Source organism: Paenibacillus sp. Marseille-Q7038 (genome assembly GCF_965111595.1).
In genome coordinates, this window is sequence record NZ_CBCOOM010000001.1 from 3,309,744 (window position 1) to 3,328,007 (window position 18,264).

14 protein-coding genes and 1 pseudogene are annotated in these 18,264 nt (G+C 42.5%); 3 read left to right on the forward strand and 12 right to left on the reverse strand.

Translation table 11 applies throughout. The features are described from left to right. Window positions 1-144: 144 nt before the first annotated feature. From ACWPWY_RS15770 to ACWPWY_RS15785, 4 genes and pseudogenes are all read right to left on the reverse strand, one after another. Window positions 145-421 (reverse strand): annotated as a pseudogene (locus ACWPWY_RS15770) (23S rRNA (uracil(1939)-C(5))-methyltransferase RlmD); the annotation flags it as partial. A gap of 54 nt (window positions 422-475) precedes the next feature. Further along, on the reverse strand, window positions 476-1,069 hold the full coding sequence (locus ACWPWY_RS15775; RefSeq protein ID WP_454192520.1) for a DUF1349 domain-containing protein: 594 nt from the start codon (window positions 1,067-1,069) through the stop codon (window positions 476-478). A gap of 378 nt (window positions 1,070-1,447) precedes the next feature. Then, window positions 1,448-4,261, reverse strand: coding sequence for a cellulase family glycosylhydrolase (locus ACWPWY_RS15780; RefSeq protein ID WP_454192521.1), 2,814 nt, complete (start codon window positions 4,259-4,261; stop codon window positions 1,448-1,450). 59 nt (window positions 4,262-4,320) lie between these two features. Further along, on the reverse strand, window positions 4,321-6,153 hold the full coding sequence (locus tag ACWPWY_RS15785; protein WP_454192522.1) for a cellulase family glycosylhydrolase: 1,833 nt from the start codon (window positions 6,151-6,153) through the stop codon (window positions 4,321-4,323). Between the two features lie 455 nt (window positions 6,154-6,608). On the opposite strand from ACWPWY_RS15785, the gene ACWPWY_RS15790 reads away from it, so the two are divergent. Continuing rightward, complete coding sequence (locus tag ACWPWY_RS15790; protein WP_454192523.1) at window positions 6,609-7,361, forward strand: helix-turn-helix domain-containing protein; 753 nt, start codon at window positions 6,609-6,611, stop codon at window positions 7,359-7,361. A 269-nt stretch (window positions 7,362-7,630) separates the two neighbouring features. Here the strand turns inward: ACWPWY_RS15790 and rlmD are convergent, their stop codons facing one another. The 4 genes from rlmD to ACWPWY_RS15810 all read right to left on the reverse strand — a co-directional run bounded on the left by rlmD (window position 7,631) and on the right by ACWPWY_RS15810 (window position 11,787). Continuing rightward, window positions 7,631-9,529: a 23S rRNA (uracil(1939)-C(5))-methyltransferase RlmD gene (gene rlmD, locus ACWPWY_RS15795; RefSeq protein WP_454192524.1), complete on the reverse strand. Its 1,899-nt coding sequence runs from the start codon at window positions 9,527-9,529 to the stop codon at window positions 7,631-7,633. Between the two features lie 34 nt (window positions 9,530-9,563). Then, the gene (locus ACWPWY_RS15800; protein WP_454192904.1) at window positions 9,564-10,445 is read right to left on the reverse strand and encodes a diacylglycerol kinase; all 882 of its coding nucleotides are present in this window, start codon (window positions 10,443-10,445) and stop codon (window positions 9,564-9,566) included. Between the two features lie 276 nt (window positions 10,446-10,721). After that, window positions 10,722-11,495 (reverse strand): sirohydrochlorin chelatase, encoded by a 774-nt coding sequence (locus tag ACWPWY_RS15805; protein WP_454192525.1) that lies wholly within the window; start codon window positions 11,493-11,495, stop codon window positions 10,722-10,724. A gap of 1 nt (window position 11,496) precedes the next feature. Next, on the reverse strand, window positions 11,497-11,787 hold the full coding sequence (locus tag ACWPWY_RS15810; protein ID WP_160033767.1) for a YerC/YecD family TrpR-related protein: 291 nt from the start codon (window positions 11,785-11,787) through the stop codon (window positions 11,497-11,499). A 408-nt stretch (window positions 11,788-12,195) separates the two neighbouring features. Between ACWPWY_RS15810 and ACWPWY_RS15815 the strand changes: the two genes are divergently transcribed. Further along, the gene (locus ACWPWY_RS15815; protein ID WP_454192526.1) at window positions 12,196-12,891 is read left to right on the forward strand and encodes a hypothetical protein; all 696 of its coding nucleotides are present in this window, start codon (window positions 12,196-12,198) and stop codon (window positions 12,889-12,891) included. A gap of 141 nt (window positions 12,892-13,032) precedes the next feature. On the opposite strand, the gene corA is transcribed toward ACWPWY_RS15815, so the two are convergent. The 4 genes from corA to ACWPWY_RS15835 form a co-directional block, all read right to left on the reverse strand. After that, complete coding sequence (gene corA, locus ACWPWY_RS15820; RefSeq protein WP_454192527.1) at window positions 13,033-13,992, reverse strand: magnesium/cobalt transporter CorA; 960 nt, start codon at window positions 13,990-13,992, stop codon at window positions 13,033-13,035. Window positions 13,993-14,303: 311 nt separating this feature from the next. Beyond that, window positions 14,304-15,290 carry an anion permease gene (locus ACWPWY_RS15825; protein ID WP_454192905.1) on the reverse strand — a complete coding sequence of 329 codons (987 nt, stop codon included), beginning with the start codon at window positions 15,288-15,290 and terminating at the stop codon, window positions 14,304-14,306. Between the two features lie 20 nt (window positions 15,291-15,310). Beyond that, complete coding sequence (locus ACWPWY_RS15830) at window positions 15,311-15,928, reverse strand: DUF47 domain-containing protein (protein WP_191802778.1); 618 nt, start codon at window positions 15,926-15,928, stop codon at window positions 15,311-15,313. Between the two features lie 328 nt (window positions 15,929-16,256). Then, window positions 16,257-17,339, reverse strand: coding sequence for a DUF3048 domain-containing protein (locus ACWPWY_RS15835; protein WP_454192528.1), 1,083 nt, complete (start codon window positions 17,337-17,339; stop codon window positions 16,257-16,259). A gap of 327 nt (window positions 17,340-17,666) precedes the next feature. On the opposite strand from ACWPWY_RS15835, the gene ACWPWY_RS15840 reads away from it, so the two are divergent. Next, entirely contained in the window at window positions 17,667-18,194 is a 528-nt protein-coding gene (locus tag ACWPWY_RS15840; protein ID WP_454192529.1) for a DoxX family protein, read from the forward strand. Window positions 18,195-18,264 lie beyond the last annotated feature (70 nt).

The following is an 18,264-nucleotide window of genomic DNA, read 5'->3' on the forward strand; positions in this document are numbered from 1 at the left end:
ACATCATTCGCCTCCTCTTACAATCTAAGTGTGTATTCGAAAACTCTATAACCTTAGAGCATAGGCGATTCATCACTATGCCTTTTTACGTATGAGAATCGTATTAATTTAGGATAGGTAATCGACGTAAACATAAATTTAATTACAAATACTCATCACTTGCGGAAGCTGTTCACGATTGCGGCGAAATCCATTCATCCTTCTCTGGTATGCTGTCTCCATTGGTAACTAAGACTAGCATCATTTCACCGGTGCGGAACGCTTTCTTCACCAAAACATGCCTCAATAGTCCGTGCCCTGTCTCTTCGTTATATGCTCTAATTCCAACACGGCGGCCAATCTAATGGACACGCTCAACGACTTCATCGTTATGCTCATGTTGAATTAAGCATAAAATAGGATCTGGAATGACTTGCGTCCCCTCATGTTCCTCTCATCGAACGAGTCTCATTGGTAATCTATCAGTGGCATGGAGTTATTTGTGTTCTTTCCATTGACATTCAGTAAATTTCATTTCAGTGAAAACGGCTTTAAATGAAGATTCTTCTGGACTGCAAGCATAAATACCAATCTGGATATCGTCCGTTCCTTCAAAAAGGTGTGCAATACGCATTTGCTTATAATGAATGCCATCATAAGAATTTTCAATACAATAATCGCTTTCACGTCGGCTTATTCTATAATACATAAATTTCTGTGTTGCAGTAATATCCGTGGTTGCCCAATCAGAATATCCTAAGTTCGTTACCACACTTCCTAACCTCTGGTATTCCTCATTTTCATATTCGATTGAAGCCTTTATCCAGTTATCACTATTTTGATAGATGATGACGCCGCACTGATCAAAACGATGTTTACTGTCAAATTCCGTTTTCACTGAAAAAGAAAAGTATTTCTCATTGGTTTTCATTAACAGAGCAGGTGCATTATCGTTTTGAAAGCCATAATAAGTTCTTTGCCAAAAATCTGTTCCCGCATCGGTTCTAATCATAATTTCATCATTAGTAATAGTATATTCCTTAGGCTCATGTAACCAAAATAAGTTATCCTTTTCAAATGTTAAATCCATATTGATTCTCCTCCCATTTATAACCGGCTGCCGTCGGTAGTAGCGAATTTAATATAAACTGAATAATGTATTGATATAAAATAAAGGGAATTCTTGATGGATCTAGTTTTCCCCCTTCTCCATTCGATTTTTAGTACGAGTTTATTATGAATAGCGCGGGTTCGTTGTTTACATAATCTCTAGCCAACACCCCCATGCTCTCCAGATGTGTGACGTATTCAAAGGTGACCGAGATTGTCTCAACCTCTCCAAATGTATATTATCTAGCATAGTAGCTGACACATTAGATAAATTCCCTTCTGTTACTAAAAAAACACAAAAGGCACAACATAGAAGCAAACACCTCTATATTGTGCCTATTCGCTTAAAAACTATCAATTAATTTAGATCTAGCGCTCGCAAAATGACTACTATTGCTTCTGCACGTGTTGGTACGTCATTTGGAGCAAAATTGTTGTTACTGCGTCCTTCAACTATACCTAACTCATGCAACGCTTCAACTGTTCCTTTTCCCCATGCTGGAATCGTAGCATCATCCGTAAAGCCCGTTTGCTCGATTGCCGCGCTATCTATACCTAATACTCTTGCCAGTATTACAGTCATTTCTGTACGCGTAATTTTTTGATTAGGACGGAAGCTACCATCGCCATAACCGTTAATAACGCCGCGATTGACTGCTTGTGCAATGGCATCCTTTGCCTCTGCACTAATTTCGTCATTATCTGTGAATACTAATTCATCTTGCTCAGCTTGCCACTTGAAGGCATTTGCCAGCATCTTAATAAATTGTGCACGAGTTATCAGGTCAGCAGGCTTAAACGTGTTATCTCGATTTACTGCTACGATGCCTAGTGTCGTTGCACGCTTAATTTCAAGTGCTGCCCAATGTGTTTCTGGAACATCGATAAACGCGATTTGCGGCTGTTCCAGCTCAACTGGCTCACTTGGCTCTGCTGGTTTTGCTGGTTCTATTGGTTTTGTTGGTTTTGCTGGTTCCACTGGCTGCCCAGTCTCTGGCTGTGGTGTTACTGAAGGAACATCTGCTCTTGTTGTTACTGTAGCAGTCGGTCCATTGCTGCTCCAATTACCAGCTGCATCACCTGCCTCCAGCTTAAAGGTATAGTTCGTGCTTGGCTTCAAGCCTCTTATTACAGTGCTCGTTGCATTTCCATCAGTAATATCATGGGTTTTTAGTTCATCTCCTTGCATCCATGATACTTTATAAGCCGTAACATCTACATCATCGGTAACTGCATCTGCAGCCCATGTTAATGTGATATTGGTTGTATCAGTATGTGCAGTCACTTTGCTGACTTCAGCCCATACGGGCGCTTCTGTGTCCTTAGATTGTTCTGGAATAGTCGGACCGTAATCTAAGGTGACAGAGATTGTCTCAACCTCTCCTAGTGTTTTGTTATCCAAAACAGTAGCTGATATATTAGATAAATCTCCTTCTGGTAGACGAGCTTCCACAGGAATCGAGCCCATCCAGGGATTATGGAGATTTACACGGGTCGTTTTTTTGTCATCAGTTGTTGTAAATGGAACTCCTGTCATTTGATATGGAACGCCATTGATCTTAACATCCTTAATTGTGACCATATATTTCGGAAATAGAAGTTCGCCGTTAGAGATACCAATTGCTGAGAATAACACGCTGTTAGCAAATCCTTCCGTCGTTCCGGTAAAATCAAGGCTGACGGTATAAGTTCCCGGTCCTTTGATTTCAACATCAGAAGCCACAACACCCTCTGTTTTGGATGTTGGACTATAAGTATCTCCTGCACTATAGGAAACCTTATTATCATTACTGTTGTACATAATCCAGGCAACAGCTTTCTCATCTCCATTCAATATAGGTCCAACATAATTTTTATCATACTCCTTGCCTTTTGAAATACCTAATTCTAATGATTTCCGAGCATTCTCTTTGATTTCTTCATCAGACAGAGAAGACTGGGCTGAATAACTTTTCTCCTTAAAGAGTTTTGCAAGACCCTCATCGTTGATTTTAAGATCCTTTCTAACAAAGAAACTGCTGGTGTCCCAAAGCATTGGAACGTATCCGTAGAGATCGGAGTTATCAAGAATATTCTGAGTGAAATCTGTTGTATTCTCTTTAATAGCACCATCCTTGGTAGGAAGAGCACCGTATTCACCAATGATGACACCGTATCCCTGATCTGTGAACTTTGTCATCTTAGCAAGGATATCATTCTGCGACTTATATTCCGATTCACTTCCCCAGCTTGCTAAATCTTCCGAACCGGCGTAAGACCAGGGATCATAATAGTGTACGGATACTAATAATCTATTAGCGATACTATCTTTTGGCATCTGAAAGCGACTATCAAGGGTTGCCATAATGTTTGTATTATAACCGGCAATCAATAAAAAGCGTTTTGGATTGTTACCTCCGCTACCTCGGATTATATCTACGAAGGTCTGATTTATTTTATTAGTGGTCTCATAACGTTCGTCTTCGGTAAGTGCCCCCGAGTCCTTACTCACATCAACATCATTCAACCGGCTGCCAAGCTCCTCGTTCCCTGATTCAAAGATAAGTTTATCTGAATAGTCTTGGAATCTTTCTGCAATTTGGCTCCACATAGACACATATAAATCCATCGCTTTCTCACGTGTCTCGCTAGTAGCTGAACCGAACATTCCCCACCAGCCGCCATCCCAGTGTTCGTTGATGACAACATACATATCTGCATCGAGCGCATAATTCACGATTTCTTCTACACGATCCATGTATGCTTTTTTGATGGTATAGTCTCCGCTTTCATAATCAATGGCATTCGTCCACGCTACTGGAATTCTGATAGAATCAAAACCTGCTTCTTTCATGGCAATCAACATTTCTTTCGTGGTGACTGGCTGCCCCCATAAAGTTTCATATGCGGATGGCTCTGCGTCCACTCCAAGTGATAAATGACCATACGCCTCCATCGTATTTCCCAGGTTAATTCCGTTTCCCATCAATTTAGCCACATCAAGTGCCGTAATCTCTTTCTCTCCTTCAGTATCGTTCACCTGTATATCCTCTTTACTGTCTGTAGTACTTTCTACTGCATCTGTCTTCGGACTCATTACATCAGCACTAAACGTTGGCTTCGAGTATCCCATTATTCCGATAAAAATAAATACCAGAATAAATAACCTAAATATTATTTTTCGGTGCTTCATACATATATTCTCCTTTTTCATATAAAGTTTTTTTATAAACATTTCCGTTAATTAATGTTTTACCATTGCTTCAATTTAATTTCTTGCACTTGACCGCTGTTATATGCCTCCAGCTGCAGAAAGGATACTTCTGAACCCGAAGAGATTCCAAGCGCTGTTTTCAGCTCGCCTACAGTTGTCGTCACTGAGGTGATTCCCGTTGGATCCGTCATACTGGCCGCATATACAGGTCCATTCTTCCAGGTTCCGGATACTGTTGCTCCCCAGCCAAGTATATTCCAGCCTGCCTTTGTCGCATCCGTGTAAGTGTATTTAATCGTAATTAAATCCCTGTCATAGGCATCTGTGAACCAGGTAGTATCCGATGTACTGAAGCCAGTTCCAGAATTGTTTTCATAGATTGTCGTTTCGGTATAAGTTGACACTGTCACATTACTATTTGTTGAGTATCCATTGTTAGCAGCTGTTATGACTGTAGTTCCAGCAGTTTTAGCCGTAACAACTCCGAAACGATCGACACTCGCAACTTCCGAATTACTGGAACTCCATTCGACCCAATCATTTGCACCCGCCGGTGTAAGTGTAGCTATCAGTGTTATCGGCTCATCACCTGGTCTCAAGGTCAAACTTGTTTTATTTAAGGAGATTGTCGATTGACTCTGATCGCCATAATAATACATAATTGCGCCTATGATTTCTGGTTGAGTAACCGGATAGGAAACTGACTGACGATTGAATAATCCAAATCCGTAATTACCATTAAATCCGTTATCCCATATAATAGGTACGCAACCGTAAATTTTTGCATATTCGCTGAGCGTATTCGCATAATAGGTCCTGCTATCTGTATTCATAGAGTCTGCTTCAGATTTATCGACAGAGCCATACTCCCCTATTACGACCGGATACCCCTGTGAAGTGAATTTTTCGTAAAGCTTATAGAACTGGGCATTTAGATAGTCTTCATTAGCCCAAGAGATACTCTTCCCTGAATCCGCCATGTCTCCCCACTGCGTCACATAATCATCTTCACTACCGGCGAACTCCCATGGGGTGTAGTAATGTGCTGATACCATAATTCTCTTCTCACCGCTTGGTACCTGACTAGAAAGGTTATAATCCATTGGCAAGGTAAAACCGTAATCACCGGTGGTGTAATCAATGTTTGTAATCCATCCCGGGACCACTAACCAACGCTTATCATTGTTACCGCCGGCCACTCTAACTGTATCTACAAATACCTGGTTATACGAACTAATCAACTGATTCGCTCGGATAATATCATTTGCGGATTCCACACCTACTTCGTTCATGGACTCAAAGATGACATGTTCATCATAATCCTTGAATGTAGTAGCAATCTGATACCAAACTGCGGAAAATTTCTTACGTATCGCATCCTGCTCACTGCTATCCGTTAGAATCCAGGAACCGGTAACTGAATGGGCACCGTCATTATGCAAGTCGATGATTGCATACATATCATTGTCCACTACATAATCAACCACTTCTTTTACTCTTGTCATCCAGGAATGATCAATGGAATAATAGGGTTCCGACCCGATGTAGTTCAGCCAGGACACAGGAATTCGGACAGTCTTAAAACCTGCCGCCTTCACTACCTTGATCATATTCTCCGTCACAATCGGGTTCCCATAGGCAGTCTCTGAAGGATAACCGTTCGTACTTGCTTCTAACTGGTTACCGAGATTCCATCCTGCCCCCATCTCCGCTACAATCTGAGACTGTGACAGATTGGTAAACACTCCATCCGCTTTGGCCACAGATGCTTCAGTATTCAGGCATCCTACTACAATCAGCGCTATCATTACTCCCAATAAAAAACGCTTACATAATATTTTTATTTTGCCTAAACTATATCTTTTTTTCATCTTTGTTCCCCCTTCCACTATAAAGTACCATTCTCCACTTTAGTTCTTGAACTCCAGCTCTAAATCATTACGCTTATTGCTGTTATTCTACAAATATCCAGTTTTCCTCCTAAAAGTCAGGGAATATCTTCCCCATATGTCTACAATACAAAAACCATAAAGAAATCCCCCCTACTAACATCTTAATGAATACGCTAACATTTATAAAAAATTGAAAATATAATTTTTGTTGGATTTCTACCAGGCATGTTATATTCTATTTACATATTTTTCCGTTAAATTCAAAACGCTTGCATGATGAGCTCTTTATAAACTAGCATTTTATGCGAAGTGACCAAAAGGATGCTTGGCCCTTTGATTTGTATAGACTCATGTAAATAAAAATAATTGAAATTGCCATATTGTTAAGTTAGCTTGCGGTTTGTTTGTTAATTAAAAGAGGGAGGTGTCTGAAAGTGACTAAAAACCTTGATTATCAAATGTTTTTGCAGAGAGAAACTGATTTTTACCATGAACCATCAAAGCATGAGCAAAACTTATATGAACTTATAATAAATGGGGATGTCAATGGCATCCTTGAAAATAAGAGGCTCTATGGTCACAAACCCAACGAAGGAAAGGGTATCCTCTCGAAAAATGCCTTGCGCAATCAGATCTATCATGTGGTCATTCATACAGCACTTGTGACTCGAGTTTGTACAAATGCAGGTCTGCCGCACGAGACTGCATATACCCTAAGTGACATGTATATCCGTCAGGTAGATGTTGCTCAGAGTGTGAAAGAGGTAATGGAACTGAACGATCGGATGGTCATGGATTTTGCATCTCATATGAAAAAGCTCTGTTACCTGGACTCTTTGTCAGACGTGGTAAGAGCAACGATTAATTACATTATCGATCATCTACATAACAAAATAACTACGGATGAGCTCGCCAAACATGTTAATCTCAATCGTAGTTATCTATCCGTGTTATTTAAAAAGGAAGTTGGCCGTAGCATCCATGAATATATTAAGGATAAACGCATGGAGACAGCAAAAAATATGCTCCGCTCCTCGGATTATTCTCTTACGGATATTGCTAATATTCTATGTTTCTCTTCTTACAGCCACTTTAGTTCATGCTTTAAACAAACATCAGGCTTGACCCCTAAGGAATATCGGGAGCAAAACCGGATCGTAGGAGGAGTACTTTTCAAGTTATTGTAGTTTCTTTTTGTAGACCTCTGAATAATTGCAGGCTTTCAATAAAAAATAGAACGCTTCTCGACCTTGGATGCTAGCGATGTAAAGGTCGTGAAACACGTTCTAAAAAGGTAAAGAAGGGACTTTATTATAATTTTAATAATGTCTTGATATAAAAACAGAGGAAAGGCTTGATGGAGCTGGGTTTTCCCCTTTCTCCATTCTTCCTTTCCCCCTCTTTTATCACGGCTTTATTCGATTTTTAGCACGAGTTTATTGCGAATAGCATGAGTTTATTCATTATCTACAAAATCTCTAATCAACACCGCAACGGATTCTACATGCACCGTATGAGGGAACATATCCACCGGCTGAACCTCAGTCGTCCGATAACCGCCATCTTCGAGTACCCCCAGATCTCTCGCCAGTGTCGAAGGATTACAAGATACATACACTACTCGCTCCGGACGCATCTCTAGAATCGTATCCAGCAGTCTTGGATCGCAGCCTTTACGAGGCGGATCGACAACGATCACATCTGGTGTAATGCCTTGATCTTTCCACTGCGGAATAACATCCTCGGATGGTCCGGTTTCGAAGGTAGCATTCGTAATCCCATTTAGCTCGGCATTTTTCTTCGCATCCTCGATTGCTTCCTTCACAATCTCTACCCCATACACATGCTCAGCATGCTGTGCTAGGAAAAGAGAGATCGTCCCAATCCCGCAATACGCATCGATAACGGTCTCTTTCCCGGTAAGTCCTGCGTATTCTACGGTTTTACCGTATAGTACCTCCGTTTGTACCGGGTTTACTTGGTAGAAGGAACGCGCCGAAATCGCAAACTTCACGTCTCCGATATAGTCATAGATCACTTCACTGCCCCATAGAACACGGGTAACATCGCCAAAAATCACGTTCGTCTTCTTCGTGTTTACGTTCTGACAGATACTTGTCACCTGCGGAAGATGCTCACGGATGCCGCGAATCCATTCATCTTTCTCTGGGATGCTGTCTCCATTGGTGACAAGGACCAGCATCATCTCCCCAGTACGGAACGCTTTCTTCACGACAACATGCCGCAATAGTCCGCGTCCTGTTTCCTCGTTATATGCCCTAATCCCTACGCGGCGGCCAATCTCTTTGACACGTTCAACGACTTCATCGTTATGCTCATGCTGAATTAAGCAGCGCTCCATATCGACGATCCGGTGACTGCCTTTCGCATAAAATCCACCGATAAGGCCGCCTTCCATCTCGCCCATCGGCACCTGTGCTTTGTTCCGGTAACGCCAAGGCTCGTCCATACCGAGCGTAGGGAGAACGGTAATTCCAGCAGACTCATTTGGAACATTAACCCATTCATGCACAGCTTTATCCCCACTGCTGTGTACAGTTTCGGTTCCTTCTACAAGGTTATCCACCTGTGGATGAATGTTTTCGTCATCTACATTATCCACATCTTGATGAGCGCGCACTTCATTATCTACGTTTTCGCCAGCAACATTCAGTTTCCCGATGCGCTTCAGATTATCTACAACCATCTGGCGTTTCCAGTGAAGTTGTCCTTCGTAGCTCATATGCTGTAGCTGACAGCCGCCGCACTGTGCATAGATGGGACAAGGTGCAGAAACACGGTCTTTGCTCGCTTCCACAATCTCAAGCAGTTTCGCATATCCATACTGTTTCTTTGTCTTCAGGACTTTGACGCGAACTTTTTCGCCAGGAAGCGCACCCGCTACGAACAAGGTATACCCTTCTGCACGGCCAACTCCTTCACCGTCATGATTCATGCCGATAATATCGATCACGGTCTCGTCATTTTTAGCTACCGGCAAACCGAGCTCAGCCGCAATATCTCTAGCAGGTTGTTTTTTACCGCCGCGATTACTTCCTGAACGGCCTTTTCCTGATCTTCTCTTCTCGGTTGTACGATTTTCTCTACCTGGTGTCTGTCCTAACGGTCCTTGAGCAGCAGAAAAAGATGCCTCGCCTTGCGGCCGCATCTCTGTTCCTCTTGCATTCAGAACTTCCTTGTTACCTGATTTCGCTGTCATATATTCGGTCTTCTCCGTCTTAACACGCTCTCTGTCCTGACGAACTGCATTGTTCTGCGGCTTCCCTGCACTTGTCATTCCCTCACGCTCTGTGTTCCGGCGGCTTTTTCCACGTCCGCTGCGGTTTGTATCCATATTAGTTAATTCCTCTTTCTATATTGAAATTGATTTATCTGAAAATTTGAATGTGATGCGGCAGATTACGGAACGTTGCAGGCAGCTGTCCGCCCAGTTCTCCATCCAGATTCAGCAGCACTTCACCTGGGGAGTTTACTTCCATATAATCGGTCTGAAAATGAATAACCTTCTTGTCATTCAGATGCTCTCCACGCAGTGCAAGTCGAACGAGACGAATCATCTCAGGAAGATTACACTTCTTGAGAGCAATGACATCGAATAACCCATCGTCAATCGTAGCTCCTGGAGCGAGCTTCTCAAAACCGCCTACCGAGTTTGTATTTGCGATGAGAAAGAGCATGAATTCATCATGGATATCTTCCTGTCCGTTCGCACGAATATACAATTCCTGCGGAGCCAGATTCGTCATTTTCTCCATGCCCTTCATATAATAAGCAAGCTGTCCAATCATCGTCTTCAGTTTGCTTGGCACTTCATATGTGAGTTCCGTCAGCGTTCCGCCGCCGGCTATATTAATAAAATAACGATCATTCACAAGTCCAAGATCCACGGGACGGGTCTCTTGACGAATGACCATGTCGCAGTAATCTTCCCAATGACGCGGAATTCCCAGCGCTCTTGCGAAATCATTTGTTGTTCCCAGCGGAAAAATACCAAGCGGCGGTCTATTTTCTTTTTGGGCCATTCCGTTAATCACTTCATAGAGCGTACCGTCACCACCGGCCGCAATAATGAGGTCATAGCCGCGATCAATTGCTTCTGAGGCTTCCCTCGTTGCATCGCCTTCACCCGTCGTTGCATGGCAGGAAGCTTCAATTCCACCTTCATCAAGACGTTGTAATATGGACACAAGTCTTCTTTTGGCTTCTTCCCGGCCCGAAGTTGGGTTATAAATTAATCTCGCTTTTTTCATCGTCATGATCCTTACGCCACCTACTTTTAGCAAATATCCGTTCCTTTTTTGTAGCATCGTTTCTTCTAAAGTATTCCCAATAAAAAAGCTCTTTAGTGTCCCTTATGCTTATATCTCACGTGCAAACACAGATAGTTCATTATACAACAAAAACCCAGCTGTCGTCTTCAATCTGATTCGTGTAACCACGTCAGGACAATCAGCCAGGCTATATTTTGTATTCTACTATATTCTAATATTGCTTCGATTGTTCATCCTACTACCAATAGCTGAGTATCATGAATAAGAGATTACATTTTGCTGCATCGCGGCAACTTGTCTCTCAATCCAGGTATGAAGCAGCGGATGAGGAAGCAGGGTCTGTTCACCGCTGTAGACTACTTCCACCCCATCAAGGCGCTTCGGAATGACTACATTGGTAAAATAACCTGCACTAAGAAACACCGGAACCGCAATCACGCGGAATCCTTGTTCTCGCCAGTAACTTGCACGATCCTTGACTTGATCTGGATTTAGCAAAGCATAATCTGCTTTTGCAACACCGCTTACCACCTGCACTCGCTCAGCAAGTGTTCCTAGACCTTGTTCCCATCGCTGTAGAAAACCATCATGGCGACTTCCATGACCAATGAGTAGAATCACTTCGCGAGATAGATCCTCCGAAAAGGACTGAACTTTATCCCAAACCATATCAGCAAGAAGAGGATCATCATGAAGCGGAGATCCGAAATGCAGCCTCGCCGAAATGCGAAAGGGAGCAAGATCCGTCTCCTTCTCAGGAGAAGGCTTCGCACCAAGAGCATACCCGATCTCATCCACATGTGTACTTCCCGCCGAAACAAACAAAGGGATCGCCAAAATATCCGTTACCCCCGCTGCTTCCAGTCGGTCAATCCCATCCTGAATTCCTCTTCCTTCTACATTCTCAAGAAAAGAAGCTTCTACAAGAGCAGGCTGCAAAAGCGTAAGCTTCCCTACCGCATCGTCTACAAGTTCTGTCCAGCCTGCATCCTTGGATCCATGGCTGATAATGAGAACGCCCTGTTTCATCTTAGCGTCCGAGGCGTTCCAGCGCCATTTTGTACCCGTCATTTCCGTAGTTCAGGCAGCGTTTCACACGAGAAATGGTCGCCGTGCTTGCTCCTGTCTCGGATTCGATCTGGTTATACGTATTTCCTTTGCCGAGCATACGGGCCACTTCAAGACGCTGAGACAGCGACTGAATTTCGTTCACTGTGCACAAGTCATCAAAAAATACATAACACTCTTCGATATCTTTAAGCGTCAAAATCGCTTCAAATAATTGATCTATACTTCTATCATCTAGCTTTTTCAGCTGCATTATTTTATCATCCCCTAAGGTTATCTGATTACTTTCTCCATTGTACCTACCCTATGTAGGTATTTCAAGCATTAACGGTTTCACGCGCTACAGAACAAAACCGTTTTTATATCGGTTTCCCCTGTCGTAATACCACTACACATTATAACACATTAATTCTGCTGGCGAATGTATTTAAAAACTTGTCCACATTTTCCTTGGAATCGAAACAAGATTAATTATCCACAGTTGATGATGTGAACATCCTGTGTGTATCTCCACCGTATTCGCCGTGTTTTCTTCCCATCTCTATCTAGTAGGCAGCGGCCCAAATCCGCGATTATCACGGAAAAAAGCAGTTTTTCTAAAACCCTATAGGTTATTGTTACATATACTGTGGTAAATCATGTGCAAAGGAATGTGATGAACATGTCTCAGCAATACCATGGGAGACGCAGCCGGCAGGCTCGTGCGTTACGAGACCCGCAGCAGTATACTCCCTATCCAGGTATTCCTCAATACAGTAACACTCAGACCGTATCTAATCCCACTCCACCTTATTCTTTGCAGTCCTATAATCAGCCTCAGATCGTACCTCAGCAACAAGGACCTCCTTTATACCCAACCCAAAATTATGCTCAGCCAACCCCAGTATATCCTGCAAACCAAACAACACAAGAGGAGGCTGCAGTTACCGAAACAGCAGAGGCAGCAGCAGGAGGCGGGATTCTTAGCAGCTTAAGCGGACTCGGCGGAAATCTTAAAGAACTCAAGGGATTTATTGATCGTATGGGCGGCATTGATGGCATTATGGATGGAATGGGTAAAGTTCAAAGGGTTGTGAACGGAGTTCAGCAAATGGCTCCCATGTTTAAACTCGTTACAGGTCTTCTGCCATTCGGCGCTGCCGCAGCTGCGAAAGCAGCCAAAGACAGCACTTCCCCTCCGTCGCCTCTATATGAGGAAGAATATTATACACCGAAACGGCGAAAAAAGAGAAAAAAATCAAATTCCAAAGGCAAAAACGGTTCTTCTAAAAAAACGAGTAATGTCTCTTCCGGTAAAAAAAAGAATAAAGAAGCCAAAACAAAGGCGTATTACCCCTCAGCAACTAGAAGATATTAACTTCCGCCGTTCCTTACAAAACGGCTCATAATAGCGCCCTCATATCTTAAATGATGGGTGCTATTGTGCTGTTTTCTCCGTTTCTTTATCATATTCGGTAATCTAAATCTTCTATTTACTGATAGCAGAAGTTTTAATAATCTAGTGAAACCACCCTCGTTTTTTAAACCAGAAGATCATTCCTGCGCTAAGCAGTCCCATAAACAAAATAACGCTAAAATACCCATATCTTAGTCCCAGCTCTGGCATGTGTTCAAAGTTCATTCCATAAATCCCTGCAATCAGGGTAAGCGGCATAAATATCGTTGTAATTACGGTGAGTGTTTTCATAATACTATTCATTCGGTTCGAATTCAGTGAGATGTAGCTGTCTCTCAGGTCTGCTGTCATTTCCCGGTCGGCTTCGAGCAGATCGGTAAGCTTGAGCAGATGATCGTAGATATCAATAAAATACAGCTTATGCTCACTTCCACCTTGAATTCGCTGGGAATGAACTACCCGATATAACAAGTCTCTCATCGGCACAAAAGTCCTTCTCAGTCGCAGTAACCTGCTTCTCAGCATAAATACTTGATTCATAAGCTCATCAACAGGTTCATCACTGCTTCGTCCCTCCAGCTCTCCTAGCTCATCTTCGATGGCAAAGAGAATCGGAAAATATCCATCGACCAGCTTATCCATCACGGTATAAGCTACAGCTACCGTAGCTTTACTCCAAATCGTTCGTTCACCTGCATGTTCTGAAGTTCGCTCCCATGCCTGATTGATTTCCTCCAGTTCATCATGATGATAAGAGACCAGGTAATTCGGGCCTAGAAATAAATCAACCTCAAGCGGCTGTCCATCTCCCATGCGAAGGGCATGTAACACAAGAAAATAAACATTATCGTAATAATCAAGCTTAGGACGCTGAAGTACATGCAGACAATCTTCAACAGCCAGAGGATGAAAATGAAAATAGTCAGTAAGCAGCTGAGTCTCTTCTTCGGTTGGACGGCTAAAGTCGGCCCATACAAACGTGTAATCCTGAAGATTCATCTCCTGCAGCGGCTGATTCATGACAACCTCATGCTCCTGAGTTATTGCCAGTGTGCGAATCAAGGGAGCTTCCCCTCCATTTCCAGTATCCATTCCTAGAATTTATGTACTTAAATATCTATCACACTATATAAACCTATAACCGAACTACTATGTTATTCACAAACTCACAAGATTTCAGACGCATTCAGGCTGTCCACAAGTGGATAACTTCTATAATGCTATTATCTTCAGGTAAATGTCCCCATATTCACAGAGTTATGAACATTTTCCACATAAAGGCGTGAAGAACCCAAATAACTCGTAATAAAGTATCCACACTTTACGAGTTAATTTGGGTTCTTCCTTTATATATAAAATCGCATTTATGATGTTTAGAAGAACAAGAACATAATTAGACCAGCGAGTAATCCCGTAATCGGGATCGTAATAAACCAAGTAACTACAATCCGTCCTGCAAGGGACCATTTGACGGCTGAGAAACGTTTTGCAGAACCAACACCGAGAATCGCTGATGTAATCGCATGTGTTGTGCTTACTGGCAAATGAAGCAGCGTAGCTGAAAAAATTACAGATGCTGCTGAGAAATCCGCTGCAAAGCCGTTAATCGGCTCAATCTTGAAGATTTTCGTACCCATCGTCTTGATAATTTTCCATCCACCAATGGCCGTACCGCCCGCCATCGCTGTTGCAGCTGCAATTTTAACCCACAGCGGAACTTCCATATGATCCTGAACGCCGCCGGCAACGAGGGCAAATGTAATAATCCCCATCGCTTTCTGTGCATCGTTCGTTCCGTGTGTAAAAGATTGAAGGGCAGCTGTGAAAATCTGCATTGTTCGGAATCCTTTATTTACCGTGTGCGGACTGCGTTTCGCAAAAATATACTTCAGAATCGTCATCACCACATACCCAATCGCGAACGCGATAATCGGCGACAAGATCAGACCTTCTACAATGCTAGTGAATCCAGACCAGTTCAGCTTCCCTGGTTCGCTGATGAATACAGCCCCCGCCAGTGCGCCAATCAGTGCATGGGAAGAGGAAGAAGGAAGTCCGAACCACCAAGTGACCAAATTCCAAATAATCGCGGCAATGAGCGTCGCTATAACAATATTGATCCCGTTATCTAGTTTCGTGGGATCAGCTACGCTTCCCCCAATTGTTTTCGCTACCCCTGTAAATAACAGGGCTCCAATAAAGTTCATACTGGCTGCGAGAAGAATCGCACGACGCGGCGTCAATGCACGGGTAGATACCGAAGTTGCAATGGCATTGGCTGTATCATGAAATCCATTGATAAAGTCAAAGGCCAAAGCCAAAAAGACGACGATCCCTAGAATCCATACTGGAGTTACCATATCCATATCTCACATACTCCTTATGAATTCCGCATAATGATGGACTCAAGACAGTTTGCAACATGTTCACAGGAATCTGTAGTTGCCTCAAGGCGCTCGTAGATTTCTTTACGCTTAATCAGCTCGATTGGATCCTGTACGGAAGCAAACAAGTTTTTCGTACAGATACGAAGAAGCTCGTCTCCTTGATTCTCCAAATCATTCAGGCGAATCGTATACTCACGGATAGCAAGCAATTTTTTCTGCGATAAGAGGTGAACTGCCTTCTGAATCTCGTAAGCAGATTCACGAAGAATTTCGGAGAACTGAATGATGTACTCGTCCGCTTCCTTCAGATCGTACATATAGAAACGGGAAGCCGTTGCTTCAAGTCCATCTAGTACATCGTCAAGTGTTGTTGCCAGAGCCATGATGTCATCACGTTCAATCGGTGTGATAAACGTTTTGTTAAGCTCTTTGATGATCGTATGCGTATAGTTGTCGCATTCGGTCTCGTACTTCTTCATTTGGTCAGTAAACTCGACCATGTTACTTAGATCGCCGGTGTTCTGTGCAAAGTAGTCTGCAGCTTGTACAACGGTATTTGCCATATTTTCGAGTGACTCGAAAAAAATATCTTTTTTCTTCTTAAAAGCCATTTTTATATCCCCTTCACAGAAAGATTGCGTGAAATTTAATGAAAAGAAATGACAACAAGTGATATCTTATCACACTTTTCATTGTGTTTACATAAAAAACGAATGAATTTTACAATTGAATTTTTCAACTTTTGACATAGACTGACCAGTACCGACACAGATTATCCAAATACTGTTTATAACGCTTGTCATTGTCTTGTTTCTACTATGTTTTTCTTCACTCTTAAACAAAATAAGCTAACACTCTTTGATCGGTCAGGACCTAAGATGGTTAGCTTTCTAATAGACATAGGATATGAGCAAAAGTTAAGATTTCAATTTCATTATATTAAGGTGTACGAATAATAACATGTTCAACAAGCGGCGGTACACTCGTCACAATACTTAAGAAGGTTTTTCCTGGCACAAGCGGCAGTTCCTTTCCTCCTTTTGTTACACGGATAAGATCCCCCGCTTTTTTGGACCATTTCGCATGGATCACTTTCCCTTGTTGAAATAACATCGCATCTCCGCCAGAAGTTAGATCGACACTGAGTCTTCCTACATCATCTAATACCTTATGGGCTGTGGATAATACGATAATATTCGAAGCTGCTAACCTTTCCCCATTATCTGCATCAATATCTTCTTTTCCCTGCACACTTCTTAGATACGTGCTCGTAGACTCATCGTAATCGTAACTCACTTCGTAACTGCTCGTTAAGTAAGTAATGTCAAAATGGAGAGCTTCTTCTCCCTCCACCTGCGCTCCTTCTTCTAAATAGGGATATACAGGTGATTTATTTTCTTCCGAATACCCCCGTTTCGCAGCAGCTTCTCTCAACTGATCCAGTGATGAGTACAGATTATGAGGGGCCTTGCGTTCACTGCTTCGGAAATAGTAGGGACCTGCGTTCGAAATTTCATCCAGATAAGGTTTCCCCTGATTTTGTAAAATAGAGTAGGCTGCCTGACTGCCTCCAGCATGAGCAAGAATACTGCCATAGCTCTCTCCAATCTCTATGAGGTAAGGACGAATACTGCGAATCGGACCTACTGTTTCCGTCGTACCCTCACTTTGAAAAATAGCAATTAGCCGGGTGATACCTCCCTCAGCAAGCACTTCATAGATCTGATCGGCATGACTTAGACCTGATTGCGGTCTTGCAGCCGGGGCATTATTAATCATTACCGCAACTGGCCTTTTCTCAGCGGGTTCTTCTACTTTCATTCCCGTTAAAGGAGCCGTATAAGCGTAATCTCGTTCTTGATTCTCTTGGGGCGTATCTATTGAATCAATTGATTCCGTTGGTGCCTCCATTTCAAGCGCTGAAGGAGTCGCAATTTCTGATGATTCGGCACGGCAGGCCGTCATTAAGAGCACAACCAATAAAAACATCAATAACGCCACAAGTCTCCATTTTTTATGCAAACCGATTATTCCCCCTCCGTATGTCCACTCTAATGAACATGGTTATCTCATTTATTTAATCACACCTGAAGAGGTTTTGCCCCTATTTGTTGTAAATTTGGAAATAATGAGGATGGTAAACAGGTGAACAAAGAATAAATAAATTCTTTTTATCGTTTGTGAAAAATATCACAACTAAGGTGGCGTATTTATTTTAATATAAAGACATCGAAAGAGTGATCACTTTTACAGCAATAAAAAAAGTCACATCAGCAATAAAGCAACCGCAACATGGATGCTCGGCAATATATCTTAATAGACCATAAAAAAATGGATGGAGTGGTTTCTATGTTTACAACATGGATTAGAGAAAATAAAGTAGCAATGTGGTTATTGACTGTACTGCGTATCTACATCGGTTATGATTGGATGACTCACGGATGGGCTAAACTTACAAGCGGCGGTTTTGATGCAAGTGGCTTTATCGGCTATGCGATCACCAATTCGACTGGGGAAGGCGCAACAGTCCAAGGTTGGTGGGGAAGCTTCCTTCAAACCTTTGCTCTACCGAATGTAGGACTATTCAATGTCCTTGTACCGCTTGGTGAGTTCCTTGTAGGCCTTGGTCTTATCCTTGGATGTTTCACTACTTTAGCTGTACTGATGGCAATGGTAATGAACTTCGCTTTCCTCTTCTCGGGTACGGTAAGCACGAATGCACAGCTGATCTTGCTTCAAATGTTCATCTTAGTTGCTGGATTTAACGCAGGTAAAATTGGTCTTGATCACTGGGTGGTTCCTTACATCCGTGCACAGTTTGGTAAATTTAGAAATAAAGACAAAGCCGTTCACATTAAAACACAGCAAGATTTTTAATAAAGATAATACTCACTTACACCATCATATCTTTTAAAAAACAAGCTCCTGTAAACGGGAGCTTGTTTTT

Excerpts from the sequence above, each read along its gene's own strand:
- ACWPWY_RS15775 (WP_454192520.1), bottom strand. The coding sequence starts at position 1,069 with ATGGATTTAACATTTGAAAAGGATAACTTATTTTGGTTACATGAGCCT.
- ACWPWY_RS15780 (WP_454192521.1), bottom strand. The coding sequence starts at position 4,261 with ATGAAGCACCGAAAAATAATATTTAGGTTATTTATTCTGGTATTTATT.
- ACWPWY_RS15785 (WP_454192522.1), bottom strand. The coding sequence starts at position 6,153 with ATGAAAAAAAGATATAGTTTAGGCAAAATAAAAATATTATGTAAGCGT.
- rlmD (WP_454192524.1), bottom strand. The coding sequence starts at position 9,529 with ATGGATACAAACCGCAGCGGACGTGGAAAAAGCCGCCGGAACACAGAG.
- ACWPWY_RS15800 (WP_454192904.1), bottom strand. The coding sequence starts at position 10,445 with ATGAAAAAAGCGAGATTAATTTATAACCCAACTTCGGGCCGGGAAGAA.
- ACWPWY_RS15805 (WP_454192525.1), bottom strand. The coding sequence starts at position 11,495 with ATGAAACAGGGCGTTCTCATTATCAGCCATGGATCCAAGGATGCAGGC.
- ACWPWY_RS15810 (WP_160033767.1), bottom strand. The coding sequence starts at position 11,787 with ATGCAGCTGAAAAAGCTAGATGATAGAAGTATAGATCAATTATTTGAA.
- ACWPWY_RS15815 (WP_454192526.1), top strand. The coding sequence starts at position 12,196 with ATGTCTCAGCAATACCATGGGAGACGCAGCCGGCAGGCTCGTGCGTTA.
- ACWPWY_RS15825 (WP_454192905.1), bottom strand. The coding sequence starts at position 15,290 with ATGGTAACTCCAGTATGGATTCTAGGGATCGTCGTCTTTTTGGCTTTG.
- ACWPWY_RS15830 (WP_191802778.1), bottom strand. The coding sequence starts at position 15,928 with ATGGCTTTTAAGAAGAAAAAAGATATTTTTTTCGAGTCACTCGAAAAT.
- ACWPWY_RS15840 (WP_454192529.1), top strand. The coding sequence starts at position 17,667 with ATGTTTACAACATGGATTAGAGAAAATAAAGTAGCAATGTGGTTATTG.